Consider the following 24,845-nt stretch of genomic DNA (forward strand, 5'->3'; position numbering starts at 1 on the left):
AACAATACCTATCTGTTTCCTTTGCTTAAAATTATGAGCTTAGGGTAAACACTATCTATCGTAGTAAATAGAAAATAAGGAGAAGTGATATCATGTCAGAAACACTATTCACAGCAACTGCAACTGCAAACGGTGGACGTGAAGGACACGTTCAATCCTCCGATAATGTCGTAAGCTTTGATACGGCAATGCCTGGAACTCCTAGAGCTAAAAAAATTGAGAACTCAACAAACCCTGAGCAATTGTTTGCTGCGGGCTATGCAGCATGTTTTGACAGCGCACTGCAATTAGTCGCTGGCAAAGAAAAAGTGAAATTCGACTCTGAAGTCACTGCAAATGTCAGCCTTCAGAAAGACGAAACGGACCAAGGCTTCAAGTTGGCAGTGAAACTTCAAGTTAAAGGTACAGGCATTGAGAAAGACCAGTTGCAAGAGTTCGTCGAAAAAGCTCACCAGGTCTGCCCATACTCAAAAGCGACGCGAGACAACATAGAAGTGACTCTGGAAGCCCTATAAAAATTCATTAGCGCAAGAAATCCCCCGAAATGTAGTGTACGCTCATTTCGGGGGATTTTTTAATTCTATTCGAGACGATAAGCTTATCATTTACGAATACTGAAAACCAATGCAATTAGAATACTGACACTGAAAATAACGATTGGAACTGTGAGTGTCCAGATATTCGCTAATGTGATAAATGCAATGCAAACGCCAATTGCTCCAAATAATGCCGTTAAATAACTAGTTTCCCTCTTATTCTTCATAGCTCGATACAGGATGATGACAGGAATGTTAGATACAATAAGCAACAACAAACCAAGCAATGCATCTATTGAAATGATTGAAGTTGCTCCAAATAATAAGAAGGATATGATATTCACAGCACTTATATTAACTGCAAGCGCTGCAATGATGAAGATGATTTTTCGAACTATGTTGGACATGTCCTGTTCCTCCTCTAGTTGTGTACACTTGCTCCGATTGATATATTTTTTACGAAGGCGAGTTGTTTTAATTGTTGTAAATCATTTGCTGATCCTGTAACAACAGCACCAATGACTTCTGGAGATTCACGATCAATTGCTTCTTTAACTTGCATCAGTTTCTCTTTATCTGTTCCTCGATTTTTGGAAATCGAAAGCTTCAAATCCTCTTGAAAGTGTTCTACAGGGTTTTCGAAACGGGCTCCACTTTGATCTACTGTAGAAATACCGACAACCTCATCCTCAGTGAAAATGGGTTGCTCTTTTTGCATCGCCTTCACTCCATTTTCGTCAAACACATCAAGCCATAGCCAAGAGGGTGTAAGTGACTCAGGGAATTGACTTTCAAGTTCTTCGGGAGTGAAGGATCTACTAAATGACAGCGCCACTTCATACAACGTATCCTCTTGAAGGGATGTTAAGTCTTTGTTGTATTCCTTATACACCACATTTGGATGCATGAACGTCGTCACCTTCTGCCCATTCGTTCGAAATACTCCATGATCACTGGAAACGAACGCATCTACCGTATTATTTTTGTGCTGAACGGTTTTCAGTTCGACAGGGATACCATCTACTAACTTGTATACTGGAGCAGTCGCACTCGATCCTAGTAACTTGGGGTGTTCTTGCCATTGACCGACATACATATTTGCTCCGAACACCGTGTAATAAGTTTCCACTTTTGCTGTATCTTGAGTCAATAGATAGGGGGTGATCCACCACTTGATGATGACTAGCAAAACAACTGTTGAAAGTACTAGCATTAGATTGATGACCACGTTCTGTTGAATGTTCTTCCGTTTTGCTTGTTTAAACAGATTGGTTGAATCATCATGATTAAAGATTGCATCGAGATCGTTCTCAGAATTTTTCATCGTGTTCACTCCATTTTTTCTTGAATGCAATGCGTGCCCTGTATAAAGAGGTTTTGACCGTATCAACTTTCATATCGAGCAGTGATGCGATTTGTTCATAGGACATTTCAAATTCATATTTAAACAACAGTAAATTACTAAAAGCAGGGGTTAATTCACCCAACACATGCTGAATGACTACTCTGCTTTCTTTACCGAGTAAAATGGACTCGCCATCTTCTGTCGAAAGCAATTGCTCAATTCCATCTGGCTCGATGTACATCGTAATTTCCCTATTCTTCTTTTTGCATAACGTAAAGTATTCGTTTCTTGCAACACGGAATAGCCAAGAAATCGGATTCTCCATCGTAGTGTGGATATTATTGACGATGGCTTTCGTAAATGTGTTCTGCGCAATATCCTCGGCATCTTGGAGAGAGGAACCGAGCTTCATCAAGTAGTTTTGGATAAACAAATATTTATCTTTGTATAGCATCGATAATAGGTCTTCTTCTGTCATGGGTCCGCTAAGCTCCTCTCTCCTATATAACAATCGAATTCGCAAAAGGTATACAGCCATTTCAAAATTTTTTCTAAAAAAGAGCAAGCCACAACCGGCTTACTCTTTTACAGTACTATTCGTATCCTTGGATTCACTAAGTTGGAAAGCGAGCATACTCTATGTAGACGTAACTCAAACATATAGTGGGGGGAATTGAAATGATAAATTATCAAGCCTTTGCGGGAATCGTGACTGCCATTAATGACTTTTCTATCGGGCAGTATAACGAGGTGGGCTGTTATAAGCTAATGTCCGTTGATAATGGTTATGGAAACGTAGTGAATTTTGTAGTGGCTCCGACCACTTACTTTGTCGATCAGGAAGTCGTATCCGTTGGGGATCAAGTGACAGGATTTTACGATGGTAATGCACCTGCGCCTCTTATCTTTCCACCCCAATTCAATGCGTTAATTGTAAGCAAAAATGTACGAGGACAATTTGTGAAAGTCGATCATTTTGATGACCAGTTAGTGAGCAGTGATCACACATTACAGCTGAACATGAATCCAGCTACTAAAGTTATCCTGCAGAATGGGCAGCCTTTCACCGGAAACCTGGCCAACCGAGATTTACTTGTCGTGTATGGTGCAACAACTCGGAGTATCCCTGCACAGACGACACCTTATCAAATCGTTGTGTTATGTTCGTGATTTTAGAACTTCCCGTATGTGGATTGATTTTCCACATGCGGGATTTTTACTTTCAGGTAAGCAAGGTTCTCTTCACCCGCTCAGTTCGTCCAAAAATTCCACAATGTATTTTACAGTATCCTGAATCTGCTGGTTCCCTGACAACGAAGAGTCTCCATCGCCTTTTTGATGACCATATTCTCCAAAACCACCATGATTTCCGCCTTTTAGTTCGATGAATTTAGCATCATTGGGCATGATTTCTTTCGCATTTTTCACTTTCTCCAGATCCGCCACCTCATCGTTGCTTCCCCAAAGGGACAACACCTTTAAAGGCGACTTGCTCAAATCGGTTTTACTTTGAGGATAAGACGCAAGTAGCACAAGCCCTTCTACACTCTCGTGATCCAGCGCATAATCAGCCGCCATTACACCGCCAAGTGAGTGACCGCCAATGACCCATCTTTTAATCTCTGGATGGTCGCTAATAATCTGATCCGCTCGATTTGGAGAAAGGATAGCTAAATTAAATGGCAAATCGGCAATGATGACGGGATATCCTTTTGCCGCAATTTCCTTTGCCATTGTTGCATAGGCAGGCGATTCCACCTTGGCACCCTGATAAAAAACAAATCCAATCTCCTTTGCTTCTGAAACAGGTTCAAACAGAATGTCTCCGCTGTCCTCCACCGTCACTTGATCATTAGATTGTACGCTATTCTTTGCAGATGGAATTGCTTCATAGGAAGAGCTGACGAAGAAAAAAAATCCCGCCACGGCAAGTACGAGTAACGTTGCAATTACTATAAGGATTTTTCCCGCCCATGACTTCTTTTCTCTCATTTTCAAGACTCCTTTATATGAGATAACACGTTATTTGATTAGATCGATAAAGTGTTTTAATATCCGTGCAGTAAGCCCCCATACTATATAATCATCATACTCATAGAACCACTCTTCTTGTGAACTCTTTCCCCATTGGTACTGTTCACCATTGTAGATTTTATCGAACGGGAAGTCCGGCAAGGGCGCTGGTTGAACGGGGACTTTGTGTAGAACAGGTTTGTGCTCAAGTAACCACTTCAATGGGATCGCAAAGACTTCCTCGACTTCGTCCTTATTAAAAGAATGGATAATTTCATGGTAGTCACAGACCGCAACAAAGGGATAGACGACAAAAGAAGGAGATGCAATATATGGACTCAACTTTCCAATGACGTTGACGGTGTCTGGATCTATACCTAATTCTTCATGCGTTTCTCGCAATGCAGCATCCATCGGTGAAGCATCTGCTAAGTCAATTCGACCTCCAGGAAAACTACTGTCCCCTGGCTGTTTACGCATTGTCAGAGACCGCCTTTCAAAAATCACATGCCACTCGTTTGATTCTAGAACAAGCGGCACCAATACCGCGGCACGAAATGCAGTATCTTCTCCAATAAATAATGACGTATTGTCATCTAGTTGTTGCTTCAAATTCTCCAAGAACATAAAGTATCTGCACCTCCATGCTTTCTCATAACATTATCGTATCATTGGCAAGTGAATAATTAAAGAATCTCAAGAAAAGCCATCTCATACTGTTTTTTTAATTTACACCATGTAAGAAAATTAGGGAAAAACAATCTTGCACCACAAAAAAACCACGAGATCATCAAAGAGAAATGGTCTCGTGTTCCGCATTATTATAGTTTAAATTGATGTGCCAATCTATTCAGCTCTTCCGAAAGTTGAGCGAGTTCAGCTGAACTACTGGCCACTTCTTCCATAGAGCTTGCAGTTTGCTGAACAGAAGCTGAGGTTTGTTCTACACCCGCCGCCGCTTCTTCAGATACTGCAGCGATATCGTCAACTGTATTATTGATTTCTTTAGTATTTTCAACAATGTCATTCAAATTTTTTCCAACTGTTTTTATATTTTCATCCATTTTCAAAACAGCTTTACTAATTTTATGGAATGTCCCTTTTGTCAATTGAAGCTGTTCGGTTCCTTGCTCTACCTCTTCATAACCTTCTGCAAGTGCATTCGAAACGCTTTTCGTCTCACCTTGGATTCGTTCCACAATGCCTGAAATATCGGTTACAGAATGAGAAACTTGCTCTGCCAACTTACGCACCTCATCAGCAACTACTGCAAATCCGCGCCCATGCTCTCCTGCTCTGGCTGCTTCAATTGCTGCATTTAGTGCCAGTAGATTTGTTTGTGCTGCAATATCATTGATTACCGTAACTAATTTAGAAATCTCCTGGGATTGACTATCCAACCCTTCGACTTTTTGAACCGACTCCTGAACAAGCTCATTAATTTTCTCCATATGTTTTGTAGAAAACTCCATCATCTCAACACCTTCTTGAGTCATGCCAATTACTTCTTGAGAGTACTTCTGGACGTCAGTCCCATTCTCATTAGTTTCGAAAATCTTGGTAGCAAAGGAGTCCATGATAGACACTAGGTTGCTAGCACTATTCGCTTGTGTTTCAGCCCCTGTTGCCAGCTCCTGCATTGTCATTGCAGTCTGAGTAGAGCCAGCTTTTACTTCACTAGCAGACTGAGTCAACTCTTCACTATGGGATAACACCGTGTTCGAAACACCATTGATTTGGCTGAGGATTGTATTCATTTTTGCTTGCATTTCATTTGTCGCAGTCACAAGGTGACCGATTTCATCTCGTGCGTTAGTCTCTAGATGCTCCTGGCTAATATCTCCGCCAGCAATTAGCTTCATTCTTTCTGCAACGTAATTTATAGGATTGGAGATCACTCTCGCTGTAACAACGGCAATTATAATGGAGATAATTGTGATTAACGAAGCGAATATGGAACCAACTTGTGCAGCTCTTTTTTCTGCCCCTTGTATTTCTTTACCCATTTGTTCCATCTTTTCATGATTTTTTTCAGCTAACTCTTCATACCCTAGACGAATCTCAGTACTCTCTGCACTTAACTTGGAAGCATTTTGAATAGCTAATTCTTTGTTCCCTTCGTCGTATACATTAAAAACATTCGCGTCAACCTGTTTACGCCAATTGACTGTTCGCTTTATCAATGCATCGAACTCACTGTTTACTTCTATACTCCGAATAATACTTTCACTTTCAAGACCCATTTCAGTATACTTCTGAAAATCATCTTTAAAGGATGGGTTTCCTGAAAGTAAGTATCCTCTCACCGCTGATATCCTGACAGAGATAGAAGAAGACATTTGATCATAAGCAGATAATAGCTGTAATTCTTCAGTAATGACTCGATCCATAGCGGCACTCGTTTTTTTATTCGTTAGATACGTATAGCCACTGTATACGGACGTTAAAACTATTGCGATAGCAAATCCAAACAGAATTTTCTTTCTAAGACTATTTAACTGCATAAACTTCCTCATACTGTACACCTCTTATATAATTTTCAGGATATACTAGTTACTACTGGGTAAATATAGTAAATAATAACCACTCCTTAAAATTAAATATATACATACTAATGAACTATGTAAAGTGAATAGCTTACGACTACAATGTTTTTTATTGTTATTGAAAAATCCCATCATATCTTGTATTCAGGTAATTTATATTGTAAATAGTCATTTTATTATCCATATTTTACTATCTAAAAAGAGACGCACCATTTTGAGGTTACGTCCCTTCAATCACTTGCTATAGGGTCTATCAAGCACAGCATAAAAAGGTATCCCTTCACAGCCGATAAAATTTTTTTGTTGTCTCATATATTTGTCGATAGACTTCTCCTACTCTCAATTCCTTAATATCTGCGATTGTGTCTATACTATGATGCATCATGGATGGATGAGTCATCTCCTCTGCAAATCGGCCTTTAAATGGCCAAGGTCCATCTGTTTCCACCATTAACTGCGATAGTGGGGTTTGTTTGACTATATGTTGAATTTCTTGTTCATACGTAACATCCGGCGTAACCGATAGAACATACCCATTCCGAAGAACACGCTCTAGAACTGCGTCATCCCCTTTAAACCAATGGAAATGCGCATGTGTGATGTGATAGCTTTCCAACATGTCGCATACAAGCTCCGCGTCTTCGTAAATAGCATGTAACACAATGGGGAGATCACAGTCTACCGCCTTTTGCATAAAACGATCGAGCAAACTTACATAAGGCGCTACATCTATCCCTAGCTCATCCTGACGCAAATAATAAGGAAGGCCGACTTCTCCTATTGCAATAAGACAGTCATGATTATCATCAATGAGCTGCATAATTCCTTCAAGCTCCCTTTCACTCGGCAGCGACTGTTCTGGGTGATATCCAATAGCAGGTTTAACCCGACTGTCCATTCGAGCAAACTGCAATTGTGTAAGTGAAGAAGCTAAGTTGTTTGAAACAGCAATTAATGATTCCACGGACGTTTCTTCCAATTCTTTTAGAATTTGGACTCGTTCACTATCCGTATACATATCTAAGTGGATGTGTGCGTCGATTACGCTTCGGCACATGAATTGTCACCTACTTTTTGTAATTTTTCATTTGAAGATAGATTGAAAACAATTACGCCCCTGTCGAATTACTGGATTGTATATTCACGATTTGCACGAGTTGACGGTTTAAATAATCCACGCTATAGCTAAAATCCTTATGATACCAATCAATGATGATTCCAATGATAGCATTCGCTTGATAAGAGCAATGTAGCTCGTGGTCAATATCCTCATGCAATATAGCCTCTTGATCCTTAAGCAATAATTGTTTGATCTCCTCAAACAATAAATAATAGTACAGTAATGGGACTTTCTTTGAAAACACAATACGGTAGAAGCGCTTATACTTTTCAATATGATGGAAAATACGTATTGTATCAGGATTTAATTCTTTAGTGTTCAATACAGTCACATGGCGATAAGGTTCCTGATAGGATCTCGCCAAATCGGCAGTGATTTCTTTAAAGTACTCTTCAAATAGTTCCTCGACTTGAGCATAGTGCAAATAGAAAGTTCCTCGGTTCACTTTTGCCTTTCTACAAATTTCTGTTATAGAAATTGCATCCAAGCTCTTTTCATCTAGCACTTCCAGCAAAGCGTTATGCAATGCCTCTTTTGTTTTTATCACGCGCAAATCTGTCCGCATCCCTTTTCACCTCTAAATGAACAGCTATTGATAGTTCTGTTCCTTAATGAACAACTATTAACTATTTGATTATTGTAAGAACTCACTTTCAATACTATAATTTTATTGAACAGGTGTACAGTAAAATCAGAGGAGGCGGGTTCGAATGAGATTAGAAGAAAAAGTAGCTATCGTCACAGGAGCAGCATCCGGCATGGGAAAAGCGATTGCTGTAGGGTACGCAAAGGAAGGCGCGAAAGTCGTGGTATCCGACATCAACATGGAGGGTGCTCAAGCTGTGGTAGATGAAATTAAAGCTATAGGTGCAGAGGCGATTGCAGTTCAAACAAATGTGGTATTAGAGGAGGACGTGCAACGGCTATTCGATGAAACAAAAAAAGCATTCGGTAAATTAGACATCCTTGTAAACAACGCCGGTATCATGGATGGCATGGAGCCTATTGGGGAAGTTTCAGAAGAACAATGGGAACGAGTTTTCTCAGTGAATACAACGGCCGTAATGAGATCTATGCGCATTGCAGTAAATCTATTCATGGAACAAGGACACGGTTCTATCGTCAACAATATCTCTGCAGGCGGGCTTTACGGTGGTCGCGCGGGAGCTGCGTACACAGCATCGAAGCACGCCGTCGTTGGTCTAACAAAAAATACGGCATTCATGTACGCAGACAAAAACATACGCTGCAACGGGATTGCCCCCGGAGCCGTCGCGACGAATATTAGTACTTCCATGAAAAATATAAGCGAGTTTGGTGCACGTCGCCAATCACTGGGGATGTCCCTGAACCCGCGGGTAGGACAGCCTGATGAAGTTGCAGAAATTGCCATCCTCTTAGGATCGGATGCTGCAAGTTTTGTGAATGGACAGGTAATTGGTGTAGACGGTGGCTGGACTTCCTATTAAGGAATTGGGTTTGTGTAGGCGTGTCTTTAGGACTTGAGAATAGTCTTGAATGAGATTAGTTGGATCAGACACTTTTAAAGACCAAAAGACCCGTGCTTTGCGGTCTTTTGGTTTACACGTGATACGGATTATTTTATTTGGAGTAAGTGCGAGTTAAACAGATATACATATTTTATTTTGTGCGATTTGACGGTTTAAATAATCCACGGTACAACTGCACTCCTTATGCGCTTCTTCTAAACAAGCTCAGTAATATTCCTTTACCGTGCTTTATTTATCAGCTCTATATACTGAGTGTCCCCATACCCGATCATCGGGAAAACCTCAAATAACCGCTTGAGCAATTCGGATTGAGACAACTGTTTGTTTCTAGCAATGTATTTAGTCACGGGATTGTTTTCAGTCTGCATTTCTAGATACAACTTAATTGCCTGGTACATCACAGGCAGAACTTCATGTTTCGGCTTCTTGTGATCCACTAGTACGTCTTCATAGACTGAATAATAGTTGCCCAAAGCAAGTTCAGTTTGAGTTACTTTAAATTCGTCCTCTCTAAAACTATTTAAATACACCGTACCTTTATAATCTGACTGCTCAAGATAAGCAAGAACGGTTAGAAGATTCATCTGGCAAAACATATCTTCACCAAACCACAAAACTATATAGTTATAGTTTTTCTGATTAAGATTTTTTAATGGCTGCATCACTTTAGAGGTGTAACTTTCAATAGAGACATGATGTCCTAAAGCACGTGTTTCAATGAATGTAGAATCGAAAATTGGAATAGTCGTTTCATGGACACACATCGCTTCATTAAATGGGGCATAATCTGAATTGCCCATTAATTTTTTACTTTTGAATTCCTCATACATGACTTCACCATTTAAGATATTCAATACATCTTGATCAAATAATTCACTCTTTTCACTTTGCAAGTGTACTACTTCTTTTTCTCTGCGAGTATTCATACTATCTCCGTCCTTTCTTGGATGAATCATTAGCTTGGCAATCGATTGGACTGGCATTTCATGGCGTTGAAAATCTCTTGGGCTCACGCCAAAAACTGATTTAAAAGCTCTGCTATAAGCTTCTTGGGAAGAATAGTTATAGTCAATCGCAATATCGATGATTTTGCGATTCATTACTAAATCCTCTGTAGACAAATATAATCTTCGCAGCAAAATGTAGCGCCTTATACTGATACCGGTTGTCTGATGAAACTTAAAAGAGCAGTAGTATGGAGAATACCCCATATGATTTGCTAACTCGTCCAAAGAAAACTCCCCTTGCAATTTGCCCTCTATCCAATCAATCATGTGCTGGATACACTCATTCAATTTCATCACTCCTGATTAACAGTATACGCTGTAGCTAGTTTATTCATATGATAGTTGTTGTGCTAATGGAAAACCGGCCTATTTAGAAAAGCCCACCAATCTTTGTTGCCGGTTTGCTCTTTCTTTTAGAATATGTACGTCTCACTTACTTCAAAATCCAACTCTCCTTCAAATCAAATCAGTTGACTTCCTAGGAAAAAAGAATAAAATGATGAGATACTTTAAACAAAGTACTTTTCTTGAAGTCCATTGTTCGAAGTGTATATTGAATTGGAGAGAGGAAAAAAAATGAAATTCACACAATTTCTAAAAACAAGGGGTTCTATTGCCGCCATCATTATGGGGGTATTCTATGCGATTGCCATGCTAGGGATTTTCTTACCAGGTTATACGGCAATCCCAGGAAATATTGATGAGTTACCAATTGCGATTGTCAATGATGATGTAGGTGAATATGGTGCAAAGATTGCTGATCAACTACAAGAAAACTTACCTTTTAAAGAAATAGAAACGGATATAAAAAATAAGCAAGCTTTAAAAGAATTGGAGAAAAATGATCTAGCCTTAGTCGTTCATATTCCCGAATCATTCTCTTCGGATATGCAAAATGGTGACACATCATCTAGTATCGACTTTACAATTAACGACGCAGGAGCAACAGTTATTTCATCCTCAATGAAGTCAGTTGTTGCAGAAATCAATAATCAGTTAAGTCAGCAATTCTCTCAACAAACGGCTCAAAGCGTATTAATGAACTTTAATGTACCCGAAAAGCAAGCCTCTGAATTAGCCGAAAAAATTGAAACAGCTTATGTTGGTAACGTAGTGACCGTCAACAAGATTCCAGATGGCATGCATAATAATATGCTCCCTATGTTCCTAACAATGGCGAGCTATATCGGTGCTATGATTGGATCCATGCAATTAGTAGAAGCTTTTAAAGAAAGCCGTGGAAAAGCTAGCAAGACGCGACTATTCATCTACTTACAATTGACTGCTCTTTTAATAGCAGTGTTATCTTCACTAGCGGCTACAGGAATCACCTATTTAGTGAACCAACCTGATGGAAGCTTGTTCTTGAGTATCGTTGGTCATCAGACCCTCATCTATATGGCAAGTTTCAATTTCACAGCGATTCTTATTTTCTTACTTGGATCTGCTGGTATGATTCTCAATATCCCATTAATCTTCGTACAGACTTTAGCAAATGGGGCAGTAATCTCACGTGATATGATGTACAAGCCTTATGAATGGGCTAGTCATTTTACACCTATGTATTATTCCGTACAGGGCTACTTAGCAGATCTATATGGAAGCATTAGTCCAAGTCCATTCCTTTGGTCACTAGCTGCGGTTGGTTTAGGTGCAATGGTCATAAATATCATAATCGTTGCGACCGTTCACAAATCCAAACCAACTAACAAGTCCGCAACAAGGACTGAAATCGAAGAAATTACAAAAGTGTTGTCTTAATCATGTTATAATAAGAATAATTATTCTTATTAAAGGGGCATTGCGAGTGAGCATTCAAGTGTTTATATTAAGCAAACTAATGATGGAAAAAACCTATCCTTATAAGCTGAAAAAACAAATGTCTGAACCCATTCCATTGGACGAATTAGGTGGAATCACAGAGAGTAAACTGTACTATCACTTCGATGCTCTGGCAAAACGTGGTTTGATTGAACCCGTTGAAATCATAAAAGAAGAACATCGTCCAGATAAACAAGTATTTGCGATTACGGCTAAAGGCCGTGAAGAGCTCCCCAAAAAGATTTATAAATTATTTGAATCTGCGAGTGACATTAATGACATTGTCATTGGCCTGGCTAACATCAAATACGTGGATTCTGAAAAAGTAGTAATCCTTTTAAAAGAGAGATTGGCCGATTATAAAGCCCATTGGGATCGTATCATGAATTTTGAAAACAATACTCGTAGAGACAAAAAAAGTGAAAATCTCAATGAGTTGCTTCTTGGATACTTTACAACTAAATCTGATCACACCATTTATTGGATTGAAGAAGCTATTAAACAAATTGAACAGGGTAATCTATAAAAGGACCTTCCAGAAAGTCAGTGAGAACTGATTTCTGCGAAAGTCCTTTTTGTTTGTTCAGATGCAAAAAGTTGTGAGAAGATCTGAATTGGAAAAGGCTTTAAGAGTCAGGGATCCCCTCTCTTAAAGCCTTTTTATGTTTTAATCAGAATGCTGGAATTGCCGTTTCGTCGTAGTTGTCTTCCAAAAACTTACGGACCTCGTCTGATGTCATCGCTTTGGATAGCTTTTGAATCGGTTCCGAATCCGCATTGTCTTCACGGGCAATTAGCGTGATTGCGAAGTCATTTTCGACACCTTCAGTTAGGAGCGCGTCGCTTTTCGGCGTCAGGTTCAGCGGTGCTGCATAAGCAGGTGTCATGATAACTGCATCTGCGTCATCATACATTCTCGCAAGCATCAGCAAATCCACTTCCTTAAACTCATAGTTCTTCGGATTCTCCAGGATATCTGCTTTTGTATAATAAGGTCCATTTTTTTCTTTTAGCGAAATGATGTCTTGCTGAGCTAATAACGCCAATGAGCGATCAATATTTGAAATATCGTTCGCGATTGCAATGCTCGCACCCTTTGGCAGTTTGTCCATGGAGTCGTATTCTTTTGAGTAGACGCCATAATTGGCAAAATAGATCGGCGTTATCGGAACTAGATTTGCATCATTATTGCGATTGAATTCTTCCATGTACGGTACGTGTTGGAAGAAGTTTGCGTCTACTTCTTTTGCAGCAAGAGCACTGTTAGGTTGAACGTTATCTCCCAAAACGACGATTTCAAGGTCCACGCCTTCTTCTGCAAGGGTTGGTTTCACCAATTCCAAGATCTCCGTCATTGGTGGAATTAATGACGCGACTTTCAATGTAACAACTTCATCTTCTTTTGCTGGAGCCTTTTCAGGTTCTTTTGCAGAATCCGATTTACTACAGCCTGTTGCTACTACAAGAATCATACTCAACGTTAAAAATAAAAGAAGTTTTTTCATTGTTTTCTCCTGTTCTTTATCTTTTGTCGATCCATCTAGATACAGTCGTTCCCGTAAATTGAATAAGCTGTACTAAAATGATCATGATCACAATCATATAGAGCATTAAATCCGTCTTAAACTGTTGATAGCCATAACGAATCGCAAAATCACCGATTCCTCCGCCTCCGACCACTCCCATGATGGTTGAATAAGAGATGAAGCTAATGATGGAAGTCGTTAATCCAAGGACGAGTCCGGAACGTGCTTCCACGTAAAGAAATTTAAAGATGAGTTCTTTCAAAGAAGCTCCCATAGAAATCGCCGCTTCCATCACTCCTTTTGGTACATCCAATAACGCTTGTTCCACTAAACGAGAGTAATGGGCAATCGCGATAATTGAAAGTGGCACTGTTGCAGCTGCGGTACCGATTGCTGTTCCGATTAGAAATCTTGTAAAAGGGATTAAGAAGACGACTAACAATAGAAACGGAAAAGAACGGACCACATTCACAAATAAGTTGACGACTGAAAAAACAACCTGATTTTCAAACGGTTTTCCCCTACGGCAAAGGTATAACAACGTTCCTACCGGGAGCCCAATTAAAATAGCAGCAAAGATCGAAACCCCCACCATGATGAACGTTTCTCCTATCGCCTTCCAAATTTCAGCTTGATATTGAACGAGTACTTCAGGCATCTCGATCACCGTCTTTCATGAGCTGTTCTACAAAGTGATTCGCAGAGCTTTCCGTCGCCTGAATACCTTTAGGTGTAATGGACAACGTATCATGGACGGTTCCTTCCGTGAGCACAGTTACACGGTTGCAGATGCTTTTAATGACCTCCATCTCATGACTCACAAGGACAATGGTAACCCCAAATCTTTGATTAATATCCGCTAAGACTGTGAGGATTTCAGCAGTTGTATGGGGGTCAAGAGATGAAGTGGGTTCATCACATAACAGCACGTGCGGATGATTCGCAAGCGCTCTTGCAATCGCAACTCGCTGCTTTTGACCGCCACTTAGCTGCGCTGGATACTTGGACTGGAAGCTTTCAAGTCCAACAAATTGAAGACATTCTATAGCCCGTTTTCGACGTTCAGTTTTCGGATACTTAGCAAGTTCCAGCGCGACCACTACATTTTCGTACACGGTTTTATTGGCCACTAAGTTGAAGTGTTGAAAGATCATCCCGATGGATTTACGAGCCTTCCGAAGTTGCTTCGATTTGAGAGAAGTCATCTTTTGGCCGTTCACTTCCACTACGCCCACGTCTGGTGTTTCCAACAAGTTCATAAGACGAAGCAATGTTGACTTCCCAGCACCACTTACTCCGATGATGCCATGGATATCACTTTGTGCAATGGTCAGGGAAATGCTTTGAATGACGGGTATGTTTGAAAAGTTCTTACTGACATTATGTAGTGATATCAAAATACTCCCCTCTCTCTTTGTTGAAAGGCGCTTCAACCTCCATGATTATAGCGTATCATGTATATACTGTCATATTATCTGCAAGACAACTAAAAAAAGCAGGCTCCGTTAATAATTCGGAGCCTGCCTGGATGTTCGTATTTTTTATGCTCGATATATTTGAGCTAATCCTTTTAGGAAGTTTCTTGCGTACCGATCACCGCACTCTTTATAATTGCGGTGACCTTCTTTCCTTAGAACAGCGCTCAATTCACTTTTTGACAGCGTGACACCTACGTCATTTAAGATATCAATCATCTCTTCGTTCGTTAGGGAAAGTGCAATTTTCATCTTCTTGAGTAAAATATTATTTACGTTTCTATTATCGTCCGTCATTAAAAAACGGTTTTTGATAGTCTCTGGTGTTTCCTCTTGTGGACCTCTTTTCAATGTTATACATCCGTTTAAGAAAGACTCTAGCGTTTTGTTATCGATCATTTTGACATACTCTTCTGGTGTTTCACCATCTGTATTGATTTTTGACTTTGATAACATGTTCTGGACCTCTGTCTTTGTTGTTTCAACTCCGCCCAGTTTGAAAATCTCAACCATTTCTGCGTCTTTTATGTCCAACGCGTACCTTAATCGCGTTAATATATCGTTATTATTCATGATATTCACCCAAACCCTTCTAATTTGCTTAGTATGTATCAGTATAATGCTTTTTATTATTTATTGCCTACACTTACTATCCCACTTTCCAATTTAACTTGGCATTCCAACTAATCGAAGAGAGCTTGAACTCCTCATTCAGTTAGTAAGTTTATAAATTCCCCTAATCTATTTGTAGTATGGCCAAAGAGAACATTCTCCAACAGCTCAAAACAAAGAAGCAAGCACTAATTAGAGTGCTTGCTTCTTTGTCCATATAAGATTTCCTCTTCAACAAAACGACTTCAATTATCTTGCAGTAGCTCCACCGTCAATAACGAACTCTGTACCCGTTGTGAAAGAAGATTCATCAGATGCTAGGAATACAACTGTATGTGCAACTTCTTCGGTAGTACCCATTCTTCCAAGAGGATATGCGTTATTCAGTTCCTCTGTTGTACGTCCAGTTGCTTCTGAAGCATAGTCTGTCATTGCAGTTTCAATGAATCCTGGGTGTATAGAGTTTACACGGATACCTTTGCCAGCATATTCAATAGCAGCATCCTTTGTCATGATACGAACAGCGCCTTTACTTGCCCCGTAAAGAGTATGTCCAGGAGCTCCAAATAAACCAGCAATTGATGAAGCATTAATGATAGATCCACTCTTTTGTTCTGCCATCACAGGGATCACATGCTTCATGCCAAGGAAAACTCCTGTTACATTTATAGACATTAAACGATTCCAGTCATCTAATTCTATTTCAGTAAGAGGTTTGATGATATAGATTCCTGCATTATTAAATAGTACATCGATTTTATTGAAGTGACTTTTTGCTTCACTAACAACCTTTTTCCAATCATCTTCGTTGCTTACGTTATGTTGTACGAAAATAGCTTCAGCACCTATTGCTTGGATCTCTTGAGCAGTGTTCATAGCCGCCTCTTTATTTATATCAGTTACGACTACCTTTGCCCCTTCTTTCGCAAATTTTAATGCGGTCTCCTTACCAATTCCAGTTCCTCCACCAGTAATAATTGCAACTTTGTTTTGTAATCTCATAGTAAACTCTTCCTCTCTTTGATTAGATGTCTTTATCAAAAAATATTATTAAGCCAGCTTTTTCACATCTGGTTTAACAAACAACATGAATAATATTGAACATAATAGGATGGTACCTGACACTACTAAAATGGAATTATTATATCCTTGGGTAATATTATCTTTTGATAAGCCAATAAGAAATCCAGTAGCTACTGGAGCTATCATTCCACCTACATTTTGAAATGACATTAAAATACTTGCCATGAGTCCACTTCGCTCCGGTACTAGTCTCATCATTATTTGTGGGCTAATTGCAAAGTTTGCCCCCGTTAAACCATATGCCGCCCCAAATGCAATGACATTCCAAACAGGATTTTGTATAAACACTACAGATACAAGCAACAGACTACCAATACCGGCTGATACACCAATCACCAATACACGGGATAAACGCCAATTTTGTGTTTTTGCTAGCACCTTATCAGAAATCATCGACACTAGAAAAATTATTATAGCGGAACTTACTCCCACTATTGAAACAGCTATCCCCATCTGATTTGAAGTCAAACCTGCTACTTTAGTTAAATAGTTTGGCATCCAAATTGCCGTCCATACAACAAATATAAAAGATGAGAAGGCGAGAAATAATGTGAAAAGAGAAGTGGGTGAAAATATTGCCTTTACTACTTCTTTACCGCTTTTCTTTTGAATACTATTCTCAACCACTTTTGTTGTTGCTGCCTTTTGCTCTACACTAGAAGGGCTTTCTTTTGTAGTAAACATAAATAGGAGAAACCAAATTATACTTACTCCTCCAAATACGGCAAAAGCAACTTTCCATCCAAATGTTGTAAGTCCAATAATAATAGGTGCTAAAACTAATCCTCCTGCTGTTGCCCCTAAGGTAAATATTGAGCTTGCGACTCCACGCTTTTCAGCTGGGAACCACTTATTGATATGACTCAGTGCAACTGGACCAAATGGACCTTGAAAGATTCCTAATAGGACTCTATATAGAATCAGTGCACTAAATCCATTAATCGCTACAGCCCCAAATTGGATGATGCCCCACGCTAGCATAAGAACGGAAAGTACTTTTTTCGTTCCAAACCGATCAGAAAGTGCAGCACCGATAATCCCTGAAATAGGAAATATCCAATAATAAGCACTTCCCACTAATCCCCATTGGTTAGAATTCAAACCAAGATCTTTCATAATTAGTTCAGCTGAAAGGCCGACAATATTTTTTTCAGAGAAATTAATTAAGTTTCCGAAAAACAAAAAGATAATAATTCCCCAAAGAACCCAGCTATATTTCCTACTCAAATCTAATGACTTGTCCATGTAGATTTCCATCTCCCTAAAACTTTATTCGCAACGTTAACCTTATTTTGGAAATAATGGCGACAAATCTTTCAATTAGAGTATGGATTCACTCCGATTTCTTCTACAAAGGACATTTGATACAAGGTTATTAATATTTCGATTGTATCCACTAGCTTGTTTTCCTCATGCCAAAGCGTGTTACGTTATAATAGAAATAGTAATGGTATCCTCATTTTTAATTTAAAGAACCACTTGGCCCAACGTCTTTAAGAGATGAAATTTTACTCAAGAGTGATTCCGCGAAATGAAAGTAGCCACAAATTGTTAACATTTATTATTTTACCGTGGCACTACTAGCTAGAACTATCCTATAAATGCGGGGTTAATCCTTTTTTTACTCCCTCAATTTATAGGTAACTTACTCGTTAAAGGAGATATTTATATAAATGCAACCTGAATTGTTTCCCTATAGTGATATATCGTTTGAGGAATTTATTATCTTTCTAAAAAAAAATAAAACCAGTCTTCAAATGGATATTAATATGCAAATAAGATTAGAATCCAATCTCTCCAAAGAAGAACAATCTATTATTGAGTTTCTAGAAAGTTCATTTTTGAAAACTTTAACTGAACCAAATGAAAATAAATCTCAAACCGATTTAGACACCCTTTTAACTACTTGGATACAAACGTATTCAATGATTTTGGATTATCATTACTTACACCTATTCCACCTTATGTTGGAAAAGGCTTTTGTTAATATATTAAAAAATTCAACTGACGTAAAAGCTTATTCTTATATGTTTTATTTATCTACTATTGCTACAAAAACTTCTAACCTTTTTTCTAATTGGAAAAATACCAATAAAATTACAGATGATTTTCTTTCTCATTCTTCCCAAAGCTTACTACTTTCATATTTGGAATTATTTCCGATTCAACAAGTTTTTCTTGTACAACATCAAAAAAATACTAATCCCTCCATATTTGGATGGGGTAGAACAGAACAAGAAACGATACAAAGAATTGCTTTTTATCCTCTTGTAGATATTAATAGTGCTCATTTAAACGAGTTATCTGGTCATTCACTATCATTCAAAGTTGGTGAATCTAGCATATTTCTATACCCGATAACAACATTAGAGAAGGAACAAGAAGAAACAATCAAAAATTACCTCTCTCGTTTTAATGTTTTCGCCAGTAATAATGCTCAATATGAAAAAACATTACTCAATAAATTTAAAGTTCTAGACGAATTAAATAAAGTTCTTATTAGCTACTCCGGAAGCAATGACTTCATAAAAATAGTTAAGGGATGCGAAGAACTGCTTAACTATAGTAGATGTGTTTTCTATGCGTATATCCCTTGGTCAAATGAGTTTAAAGGGGTTATTGGTGAAGAATTAGCAAAGGTTCAAAAAACGCAAGGATACGTATATCCGAATCAGTTGTTTCATACCATGCTCATTACAAAAAAGCCGATATTTATTAAAAACCCTGTACACACTGTAAAAAACGAGACTATTGAGCTATTCAATTTATCCTCACTAATTGTTGCTCCAATATGTCATTCCGAAGAAGTTCTCGGTTGGGTGACTTTAGATCAAGAGGGAAAAGAGTTTGATTGTACGCAAGAAGATCTGCAACTTATAGAGGAAGTTTGCAACAGGATAGGATTATTTCTAAAGAATTTCGAGCATAATGTTTCACCAAGTAATAATATTGAATTAACTGACCGTGAGTTAAGTGTACTAACCCTACTAGCAGATGGATACGACAATAAGAAAATGGGGGAGTTCCTGCATCTAAGTGAACATACAATTAGGGACTACATAAGTAGTCTTATGTTAAAGTTAAATGCAAAAAATCGTACCCAAGTTGTGTCATCTGGATTCCGTCTAGGATTGATAACCTAATTTCTAAGCATTACAATTTCTCAGGTTTATAATAAGTAAAATACAGGTAACTCCTTAGAAGAGTAGTAGCACTCTACTAATATCACCTAACTCGTAAAGACAGTAACACCGCATACAAGAAAAAGGGCAGTCACTCAATAGTGACTTGCCCTTTTTTAAAAATTGTTCAGTTTAGTGTTGGCACTCCATATCATTTTTTACACACTCGAATGGAAAATCTGCATTTGCAATTTGGAGTGCACAAGTGAGAAACGCATTTGAATTCAGATAGAATTCGTCACGAATTTTTATATTTTCGACTTTTTTATATAACAGGCGTGTAAAGTATGCTGTATCTATACATCGTCTTCAAACTCACGACATTCGTTGATAAACAGGTTTTCCATCAATGAATGTCGTTTCGATTGTGGAGCGAAGGTCAAATGGATCTCCATTCCAAATCACGAAGTCTGCATCTTTTCCACTTTCGATGGATCCGACACGGTCATCTATGCCAAGGTGTTTTGCCGCATTTAGTGTAATTGCCTCGAGTGCTCTTTCTTCTGGAAGACCATTTTTCACTGCTAAAATAGCGCTTGTCATGAGATGTTCGATACTGACGACAGGGTGGTCTGTCGTTAAAGAAATCGGGATTCCTGCATCATTCAATTTCGTAACAGTCACCCAACCTTGCTCAGCAAGTTCTATTTTCGGACGTGTTGTCATTGTTGGGCCGACAGACACGCGAACTGGTCGTTGTGCAATAAAGTCTGAAATTAAGTGACCTTCCGTACAGTGTTCGATTGTAACATCGAGATCGAATTCTTTTTGAATGCGTAGAACGGTTACGATATCGTCCGCTCGGTGTGCATGTACTCGAAGTGGCATTTCTCGCCGTAATACCTTCGTGATATTTTCTAGTCCTAAATTAAGTCCACACTTTCCCTCTTCACGTTGTCGACTATACTCTTGTGCTTCTATAAGCTTCTCGCGTAAACGTGCAGCGATGCCCATTCTTGTTTTGGGCATTCTATTGTTTCCACCATGAATTGTTTTTGGGTTTTCCCCAGTTGCAGCTTTCAAACCCGAGGGGTTTCTTACAATCATATCATCTACTATAGTGCCGTACGTTTTAACGACAACCATTTCACCACCAATCACATTCGCACTTCCTGGCATGATCTGAACAGTCGTTACACCCGAACGACGTGCATCTTCAAATCCTTTATCTCTCATATTAATTCCGTCAATCGCATTTACTTGCGGCGTCGACTCTGAACTTGTTTCGTTAAAGTCATGTCCTGCGTGTCCAACACCTTCTTGATTTATACCAAGGTGTGTATGAACGTCAATAAGCCCAGGTGTGATAATTTTCCCTTTAACATCAATGATACGGTCATAGTGTATCAAATTATGATCCGTACTAATATCTCCGAATTTACCATCGATTACTTGGAAATGCCCCTCGACGAATTGTCCGACACCCGTATATATCTTTGCGTTCTTAATTAGTAGCATTAAAATCCCTCCTATTTTCCTTCTTCATTGTATAATTGAAAATTCAAAATTAAATTGGAGTTTCTCCCAAAATGCAAACGCTTACTTTTGGTAGAAGTTCCATATAAATTTATTTTAAATTAACATATAATTTAATTAGTTAGAATAGTTGACAAAAGGGGTGTTGTGTAATGAAGAAGTTACTAGGCTTTCTAGGTTTATTACTAGTCCTAGTTATAGTCGGTTGTTCCAATGATAAGAGCACTGGATCAAAAAATGTTGCAGAAGCAGAGAATCCAACCAAAGTAAGTGGTGAACCAGTAAATGGAGGCGAATTATCTATTGTAGATTTAAATGATGCGCAAGGATTGGATCCTCATAATGAAACAAATGCTCAGTCCATGCATTATATCGAGAATATGTACAATACACTCTTTAAGTACACCGAAGGAACGTATGGTGAGATTGAAGGTGATCTTGTAGAAGATTACAAGATATCCGAAGATGGGAAAGTGTATACGCTTACGTTGCATGATGGGGTGAAATTTCACAATGGGGACAAGTTAACTTCAGAGGACGTAAAATATTCTATTGAGAGAATTAGAGAAATGCTAGTAAGAGCGCCACAATTTGAAGCTGTAGAATCCATTGAAACGCCAGATGAACTTACGGTTACTGTGAAGTTGGATAAACCCGTTGCACCGTTCCTGACATTTTTGGCTTATCCGATGAACGCCATTGTAAATAAAGCAATTGTTGAAGAAAATGGCGGCAGCCTGGATACAGCAGATGCTGGAAGTGGGCCTTTTCAATTAGTCCACTGGAAGAAAGACCAAGAGATGGTTCTTCAAAAGTTTGAGGACTATTTTAAACCGGGACTCCCCTATTTGGATAAAGTAACTTGGAAAGCAATACCCGATGAAACATCCAGAACGACAGCTATTCGTAACAATGAAATAGATATAATATTACAGCTTTCTCCTAAAGATACTCAATTGCTTTCAAAAGCTGATGGAATAACGGTTGAACCTGTGACAGGAACTTACTGGGAGTATATCGGTCTAAATGTTACAGCTGGACCACTAAAAGAAAAAGGTGTCAGGCAAGCAATCGCTATGGGAATTGACCGGGAAGCGATGAATGCAACCGTGAAGTTTGGTCAAGCTACTGCGTTAACTGGAGGACCAATTCCACCGGGTCACTGGGCTTACGGTGAGCTAGATACTTATCCTAAACAAGACTTAAAAAAAGCAAAAGCGTTGTTGAAAGAAGCGGGATATGAAGACGGTTTTGACATTACACTAAAAGTTGGACAAAACAAAGCACAAGTCGATGCAGCCCAAGTTGTTAAACAACAATTGTTACCATTAGGTATTAATGTGGAAATCCTGCAACAAGAAGATAGCATTTTCTTTGATGCACTAGGTAAGAAAGATTTTGAAATGTCCATCGTTGGTTGGGTGGGCTTTGTAGATCCCGATGAGTTCTTGTACAACATTTTCCATACGGACGAAGTATGGAATCAGCAAGCGTACTCGAATACAGAAGTAGATCAATTACTTGAAAAAGGAAGAGTGACTGGGGATCAAAATGAACGCCTTGAAATTTATAAGGAAGCACAATCTATAATTGTAGACGATGCACCAATGGTCTTTTTATATGCCAACCAACAGGCATCAGCGGTACGTGATGGTGTAAATGGATTTGACGTGAACCCAACTGTCACAACAAAGTCTTTGGAAAATACATGGATTGACCGATAAAAAATTACAAAGAGGATGATTTCATTTTATCCTCTTTTTTTATATCTAGGAGGTGATTTTTTGTTTGCATACATTTTTCGCCGGTTGCTCATTGCGATTCCTGTGTTATTCGGCATTTCCATTATTGCATTTTTCATGGTGAGGTTAGTTCCAGGTGATACAGTTACAGCGATGTTAGGAACAAATTACAATGAAGCGCAGGCGGAACTATTAAGACAAAAATATGGCTTAGATAAATCAGTAGTCATTCAATATGGACTGTGGATTTTAAGCGTCTTTAAAGGAGATCTTGGTATTTCTTCCTTTACCAATGAGCCTGTCATGGAAATTATAGTAGGTAGACTCCCTGTTACGCTAGAACTTACGATTATCAGTATCGTGTTTGCATTGATTATCGCAATTCCTTTGGGCACGGTAGCCGCTTTAAAAAGAAATACACCAGTCGATTACAGCGCAAGTTTCTTTGGGATGTTCGGAATTTCATTACCAAACTTTTGGCTAGGAACGTTGCTAATTCTTTTGTTCTCCCTTCACTTAAGCTGGTTGCCTTCTAGTGGATTTGTTCCGATTTCGGATGGATTATGGATGAATATCCAGACGATGTTAATGCCAGGAATTGCTTTAGGTACAGCAGTTGGTGCAGTTACGCTGAGGATGACAAGGTCGTCTATGCTGGAAGTGTTAGGTGAAGAATACATGAAAATGGCAAAGGCCAAAGGTGTGAACAACTTTCGCTTAATCTGGAAGCATGGGTTACGCAATGCACTTGTACCAGTTGTAACCGTATTGGGAATTCAAGCGGGCTATCTCCTAGGTGGTTCAATCATTATTGAACAAATCTTTTCATTGCCCGGGATTGGACAGCTTGCACTACAGGCCATTTCGAATAGAGATTATAGTCTTTTACAAGGCTCCATATTGTTTATAGCAAGTGCATTTGTATTGATAAATTTGGCGGTGGATATTATCTATGCCATTATAAATCCTAAAATTAGGTACAGTTAGTTACAAGTGAGGGATTAGTTATGAAAGAGACGTGGAAAAGGTTTAGACAAAATCGGTTCGCATTTGTTGGCTTCTTGTTCATTTTTCTCGTCCTGGTTGTTGCGCTATTTGCTAAGTGGATTGTCCCTTATGATCCGTTCGCGATGGATTCTACAAGCTCTCTAGCTTCACCAAATGCACAGCATTGGTTCGGCACAGATCAATTTGGACGTGATATTTTTAGTAGAATTTTGTATGGTGCTCAAATTTCATTGAAAGTAGGCATCATTGCGGTCGGGTTTTCATTATTCTTCGGTACAATCATTGGGATTGTTGCCGGCTATTTCGGAGGGAAAATTGATCAGGTACTTTCCCGTATAACGGATGTGCTATTTGCTTTTCCAGATATTCTACTAGCACTTGTTATCATGGCAATATTAGGACCGAGCTTGACGAACTTGATGATTGCAATCGGGATCGTTTACACACCGATTTTTGCTCGAATTGCGCGAGGAGCTGTTTTGAATATTAGAGATTCCTTGTATATTGAAGCAGCTAAGTCGATGGGCGTCAGTTCTTTTCATATTATGAGACGTCACGTTCTTCCAAATTCTATTGCGCCGTTAATCGTACAGGTGACGCTTTCCTTCGCATTTGCCATATTGGCTGAGGCGGCTCTAAGTTTTCTTGGACTGGGTGTCTCGCCGGATACGCCCTCCTGGGGAATTATGTTGAGTGAAGCGAAAGACTGGATGGAGATTTCATGGTGGACCGCCATTTTCCCTGGTATCGCTATTACCTTAGCGGTGCTAAGTTTTAATATTATGGGAGACGGACTGCGTGATGCGCTTGATCCGAGGCTGAAAAACGAAAGATAAGAAGGA

General features: G+C 39.0%; 25 protein-coding genes. 9 read left to right on the forward strand and 16 right to left on the reverse strand.

What is annotated here, in order from left to right; translation table 11 throughout:
• Positions 1–92: 92 nt before the first annotated feature.
• A complete protein-coding gene (locus tag N693_RS0107685; RefSeq protein WP_025784215.1) occupies positions 93–515 on the forward strand; it encodes an organic hydroperoxide resistance protein in 423 nt (140 codons plus the stop codon).
• An 86-nt stretch (positions 516–601) separates the two neighbouring features.
• Here the strand turns inward: N693_RS0107685 and N693_RS0107690 are convergent, their stop codons facing one another.
• Genes N693_RS0107690 through N693_RS0107700 form a run of 3 tightly spaced genes read right to left on the reverse strand, consistent with a single transcriptional unit; the run spans position 602 to position 2,359 of the window.
• Positions 602–943, reverse strand: coding sequence for a hypothetical protein (locus N693_RS0107690; protein WP_025784216.1), 342 nt, complete (start codon positions 941–943; stop codon positions 602–604).
• A gap of 14 nt (positions 944–957) precedes the next feature.
• Complete coding sequence (locus N693_RS0107695; RefSeq protein ID WP_025784217.1) at positions 958–1,860, reverse strand: anti sigma factor C-terminal domain-containing protein; 903 nt, start codon at positions 1,858–1,860, stop codon at positions 958–960.
• On the reverse strand, positions 1,847–2,359 hold the full coding sequence (locus N693_RS0107700) for an RNA polymerase sigma factor (protein WP_025784218.1): 513 nt from the start codon (positions 2,357–2,359) through the stop codon (positions 1,847–1,849). The genes N693_RS0107695 and N693_RS0107700 overlap by 14 nt, the downstream gene beginning before the upstream one ends.
• A gap of 200 nt (positions 2,360–2,559) precedes the next feature.
• Here N693_RS0107700 and N693_RS0107705 point away from each other — a divergent pair, with 200 nt between their 5' ends.
• Positions 2,560–3,051 carry a hypothetical protein gene (locus N693_RS0107705; protein WP_025784219.1) on the forward strand — a complete coding sequence of 164 codons (492 nt, stop codon included), beginning with the start codon at positions 2,560–2,562 and terminating at the stop codon, positions 3,049–3,051.
• A 72-nt stretch (positions 3,052–3,123) separates the two neighbouring features.
• Here the strand turns inward: N693_RS0107705 and N693_RS0107710 are convergent, their stop codons facing one another.
• The 5 genes from N693_RS0107710 to N693_RS0107730 form a co-directional block, all read right to left on the reverse strand.
• Positions 3,124–3,873, reverse strand: a complete 750-nt coding sequence (locus tag N693_RS0107710) for an alpha/beta family hydrolase (protein ID WP_025784220.1) — start codon at positions 3,871–3,873, stop codon at positions 3,124–3,126.
• 30 nt (positions 3,874–3,903) lie between these two features.
• A complete protein-coding gene (locus N693_RS0107715) occupies positions 3,904–4,521 on the reverse strand; it encodes a CoA pyrophosphatase (RefSeq protein ID WP_025784221.1) in 618 nt (205 codons plus the stop codon).
• A 194-nt stretch (positions 4,522–4,715) separates the two neighbouring features.
• Positions 4,716–6,410, reverse strand: coding sequence for a methyl-accepting chemotaxis protein (locus N693_RS0107720; protein ID WP_025784222.1), 1,695 nt, complete (start codon positions 6,408–6,410; stop codon positions 4,716–4,718).
• A 310-nt stretch (positions 6,411–6,720) separates the two neighbouring features.
• Positions 6,721–7,497, reverse strand: a complete 777-nt coding sequence (locus N693_RS0107725; protein WP_025784223.1) for a TatD family hydrolase — start codon at positions 7,495–7,497, stop codon at positions 6,721–6,723.
• Between the two features lie 52 nt (positions 7,498–7,549).
• Positions 7,550–8,125 carry a TetR/AcrR family transcriptional regulator gene (locus N693_RS0107730; RefSeq protein WP_025784224.1) on the reverse strand — a complete coding sequence of 192 codons (576 nt, stop codon included), beginning with the start codon at positions 8,123–8,125 and terminating at the stop codon, positions 7,550–7,552.
• A gap of 145 nt (positions 8,126–8,270) precedes the next feature.
• Between N693_RS0107730 and N693_RS0107735 the strand changes: the two genes are divergently transcribed.
• On the forward strand, positions 8,271–9,029 hold the full coding sequence (locus tag N693_RS0107735) for an SDR family oxidoreductase (RefSeq protein WP_025784225.1): 759 nt from the start codon (positions 8,271–8,273) through the stop codon (positions 9,027–9,029).
• 260 nt (positions 9,030–9,289) lie between these two features.
• Here the strand turns inward: N693_RS0107735 and N693_RS0107740 are convergent, their stop codons facing one another.
• Positions 9,290–10,366 (reverse strand): helix-turn-helix transcriptional regulator, encoded by a 1,077-nt coding sequence (locus tag N693_RS0107740; protein ID WP_025784226.1) that lies wholly within the window; start codon positions 10,364–10,366, stop codon positions 9,290–9,292.
• Positions 10,367–10,654: 288 nt separating this feature from the next.
• On the opposite strand from N693_RS0107740, the gene N693_RS0107745 reads away from it, so the two are divergent.
• Both N693_RS0107745 and N693_RS0107750 read left to right on the forward strand, forming a co-directional pair.
• Positions 10,655–11,839, forward strand: coding sequence for a YhgE/Pip domain-containing protein (locus N693_RS0107745; RefSeq protein ID WP_025784227.1), 1,185 nt, complete (start codon positions 10,655–10,657; stop codon positions 11,837–11,839).
• Between the two features lie 46 nt (positions 11,840–11,885).
• Positions 11,886–12,425 carry a PadR family transcriptional regulator gene (locus tag N693_RS0107750; RefSeq protein ID WP_025784228.1) on the forward strand — a complete coding sequence of 180 codons (540 nt, stop codon included), beginning with the start codon at positions 11,886–11,888 and terminating at the stop codon, positions 12,423–12,425.
• Positions 12,426–12,570: 145 nt separating this feature from the next.
• On the opposite strand, the gene N693_RS0107755 is transcribed toward N693_RS0107750, so the two are convergent.
• From N693_RS0107755 to N693_RS0107780, 6 genes are all read right to left on the reverse strand, one after another.
• Positions 12,571–13,404, reverse strand: coding sequence for a MetQ/NlpA family ABC transporter substrate-binding protein (locus tag N693_RS0107755; RefSeq protein WP_025784229.1), 834 nt, complete (start codon positions 13,402–13,404; stop codon positions 12,571–12,573).
• A 16-nt stretch (positions 13,405–13,420) separates the two neighbouring features.
• Positions 13,421–14,083 carry a methionine ABC transporter permease gene (locus N693_RS0107760; protein WP_025784230.1) on the reverse strand — a complete coding sequence of 221 codons (663 nt, stop codon included), beginning with the start codon at positions 14,081–14,083 and terminating at the stop codon, positions 13,421–13,423.
• Positions 14,076–14,822: a methionine ABC transporter ATP-binding protein gene (locus N693_RS0107765; RefSeq protein WP_025784231.1), complete on the reverse strand. Its 747-nt coding sequence runs from the start codon at positions 14,820–14,822 to the stop codon at positions 14,076–14,078. Before N693_RS0107765 ends, N693_RS0107760 begins: the two co-directional genes overlap by 8 nt.
• 144 nt (positions 14,823–14,966) lie before the next feature.
• Positions 14,967–15,473, reverse strand: coding sequence for a DUF1456 family protein (locus N693_RS0107770; RefSeq protein WP_037592961.1), 507 nt, complete (start codon positions 15,471–15,473; stop codon positions 14,967–14,969).
• Positions 15,474–15,761: 288 nt separating this feature from the next.
• Positions 15,762–16,514 (reverse strand): SDR family NAD(P)-dependent oxidoreductase, encoded by a 753-nt coding sequence (locus tag N693_RS0107775; protein ID WP_025784233.1) that lies wholly within the window; start codon positions 16,512–16,514, stop codon positions 15,762–15,764.
• Between the two features lie 48 nt (positions 16,515–16,562).
• Entirely contained in the window at positions 16,563–17,840 is a 1,278-nt protein-coding gene (locus N693_RS0107780) for an MFS transporter (protein ID WP_025784234.1), read from the reverse strand.
• 428 nt (positions 17,841–18,268) lie between these two features.
• On the opposite strand from N693_RS0107780, the gene N693_RS19640 reads away from it, so the two are divergent.
• Positions 18,269–19,738, forward strand: coding sequence for a LuxR C-terminal-related transcriptional regulator (locus N693_RS19640; RefSeq protein WP_025784235.1), 1,470 nt, complete (start codon positions 18,269–18,271; stop codon positions 19,736–19,738).
• A gap of 354 nt (positions 19,739–20,092) precedes the next feature.
• Here N693_RS19640 and N693_RS0107790 read toward each other — a convergent pair whose 3' ends face one another.
• Positions 20,093–21,235, reverse strand: a complete 1,143-nt coding sequence (locus N693_RS0107790; protein ID WP_025784236.1) for an amidohydrolase — start codon at positions 21,233–21,235, stop codon at positions 20,093–20,095.
• Between the two features lie 170 nt (positions 21,236–21,405).
• Here N693_RS0107790 and N693_RS0107795 point away from each other — a divergent pair, with 170 nt between their 5' ends.
• Genes N693_RS0107795 through N693_RS0107805 form a run of 3 tightly spaced genes read left to right on the forward strand, consistent with a single transcriptional unit; the run spans position 21,406 to position 24,839 of the window.
• The gene (locus N693_RS0107795; protein WP_025784237.1) at positions 21,406–22,977 is read left to right on the forward strand and encodes an ABC transporter substrate-binding protein; all 1,572 of its coding nucleotides are present in this window, start codon (positions 21,406–21,408) and stop codon (positions 22,975–22,977) included.
• A gap of 60 nt (positions 22,978–23,037) precedes the next feature.
• The gene (locus N693_RS0107800) at positions 23,038–23,982 is read left to right on the forward strand and encodes an ABC transporter permease (protein WP_025784238.1); all 945 of its coding nucleotides are present in this window, start codon (positions 23,038–23,040) and stop codon (positions 23,980–23,982) included.
• Between the two features lie 20 nt (positions 23,983–24,002).
• Positions 24,003–24,839 carry an ABC transporter permease gene (locus N693_RS0107805; RefSeq protein WP_025784239.1) on the forward strand — a complete coding sequence of 279 codons (837 nt, stop codon included), beginning with the start codon at positions 24,003–24,005 and terminating at the stop codon, positions 24,837–24,839.
• Positions 24,840–24,845 lie beyond the last annotated feature (6 nt).

This window comes from Sporosarcina sp. D27, from assembly GCF_000586555.1.
Classification (GTDB): Bacteria; Bacillota; Bacilli; order Bacillales_A; family Planococcaceae; genus Sporosarcina.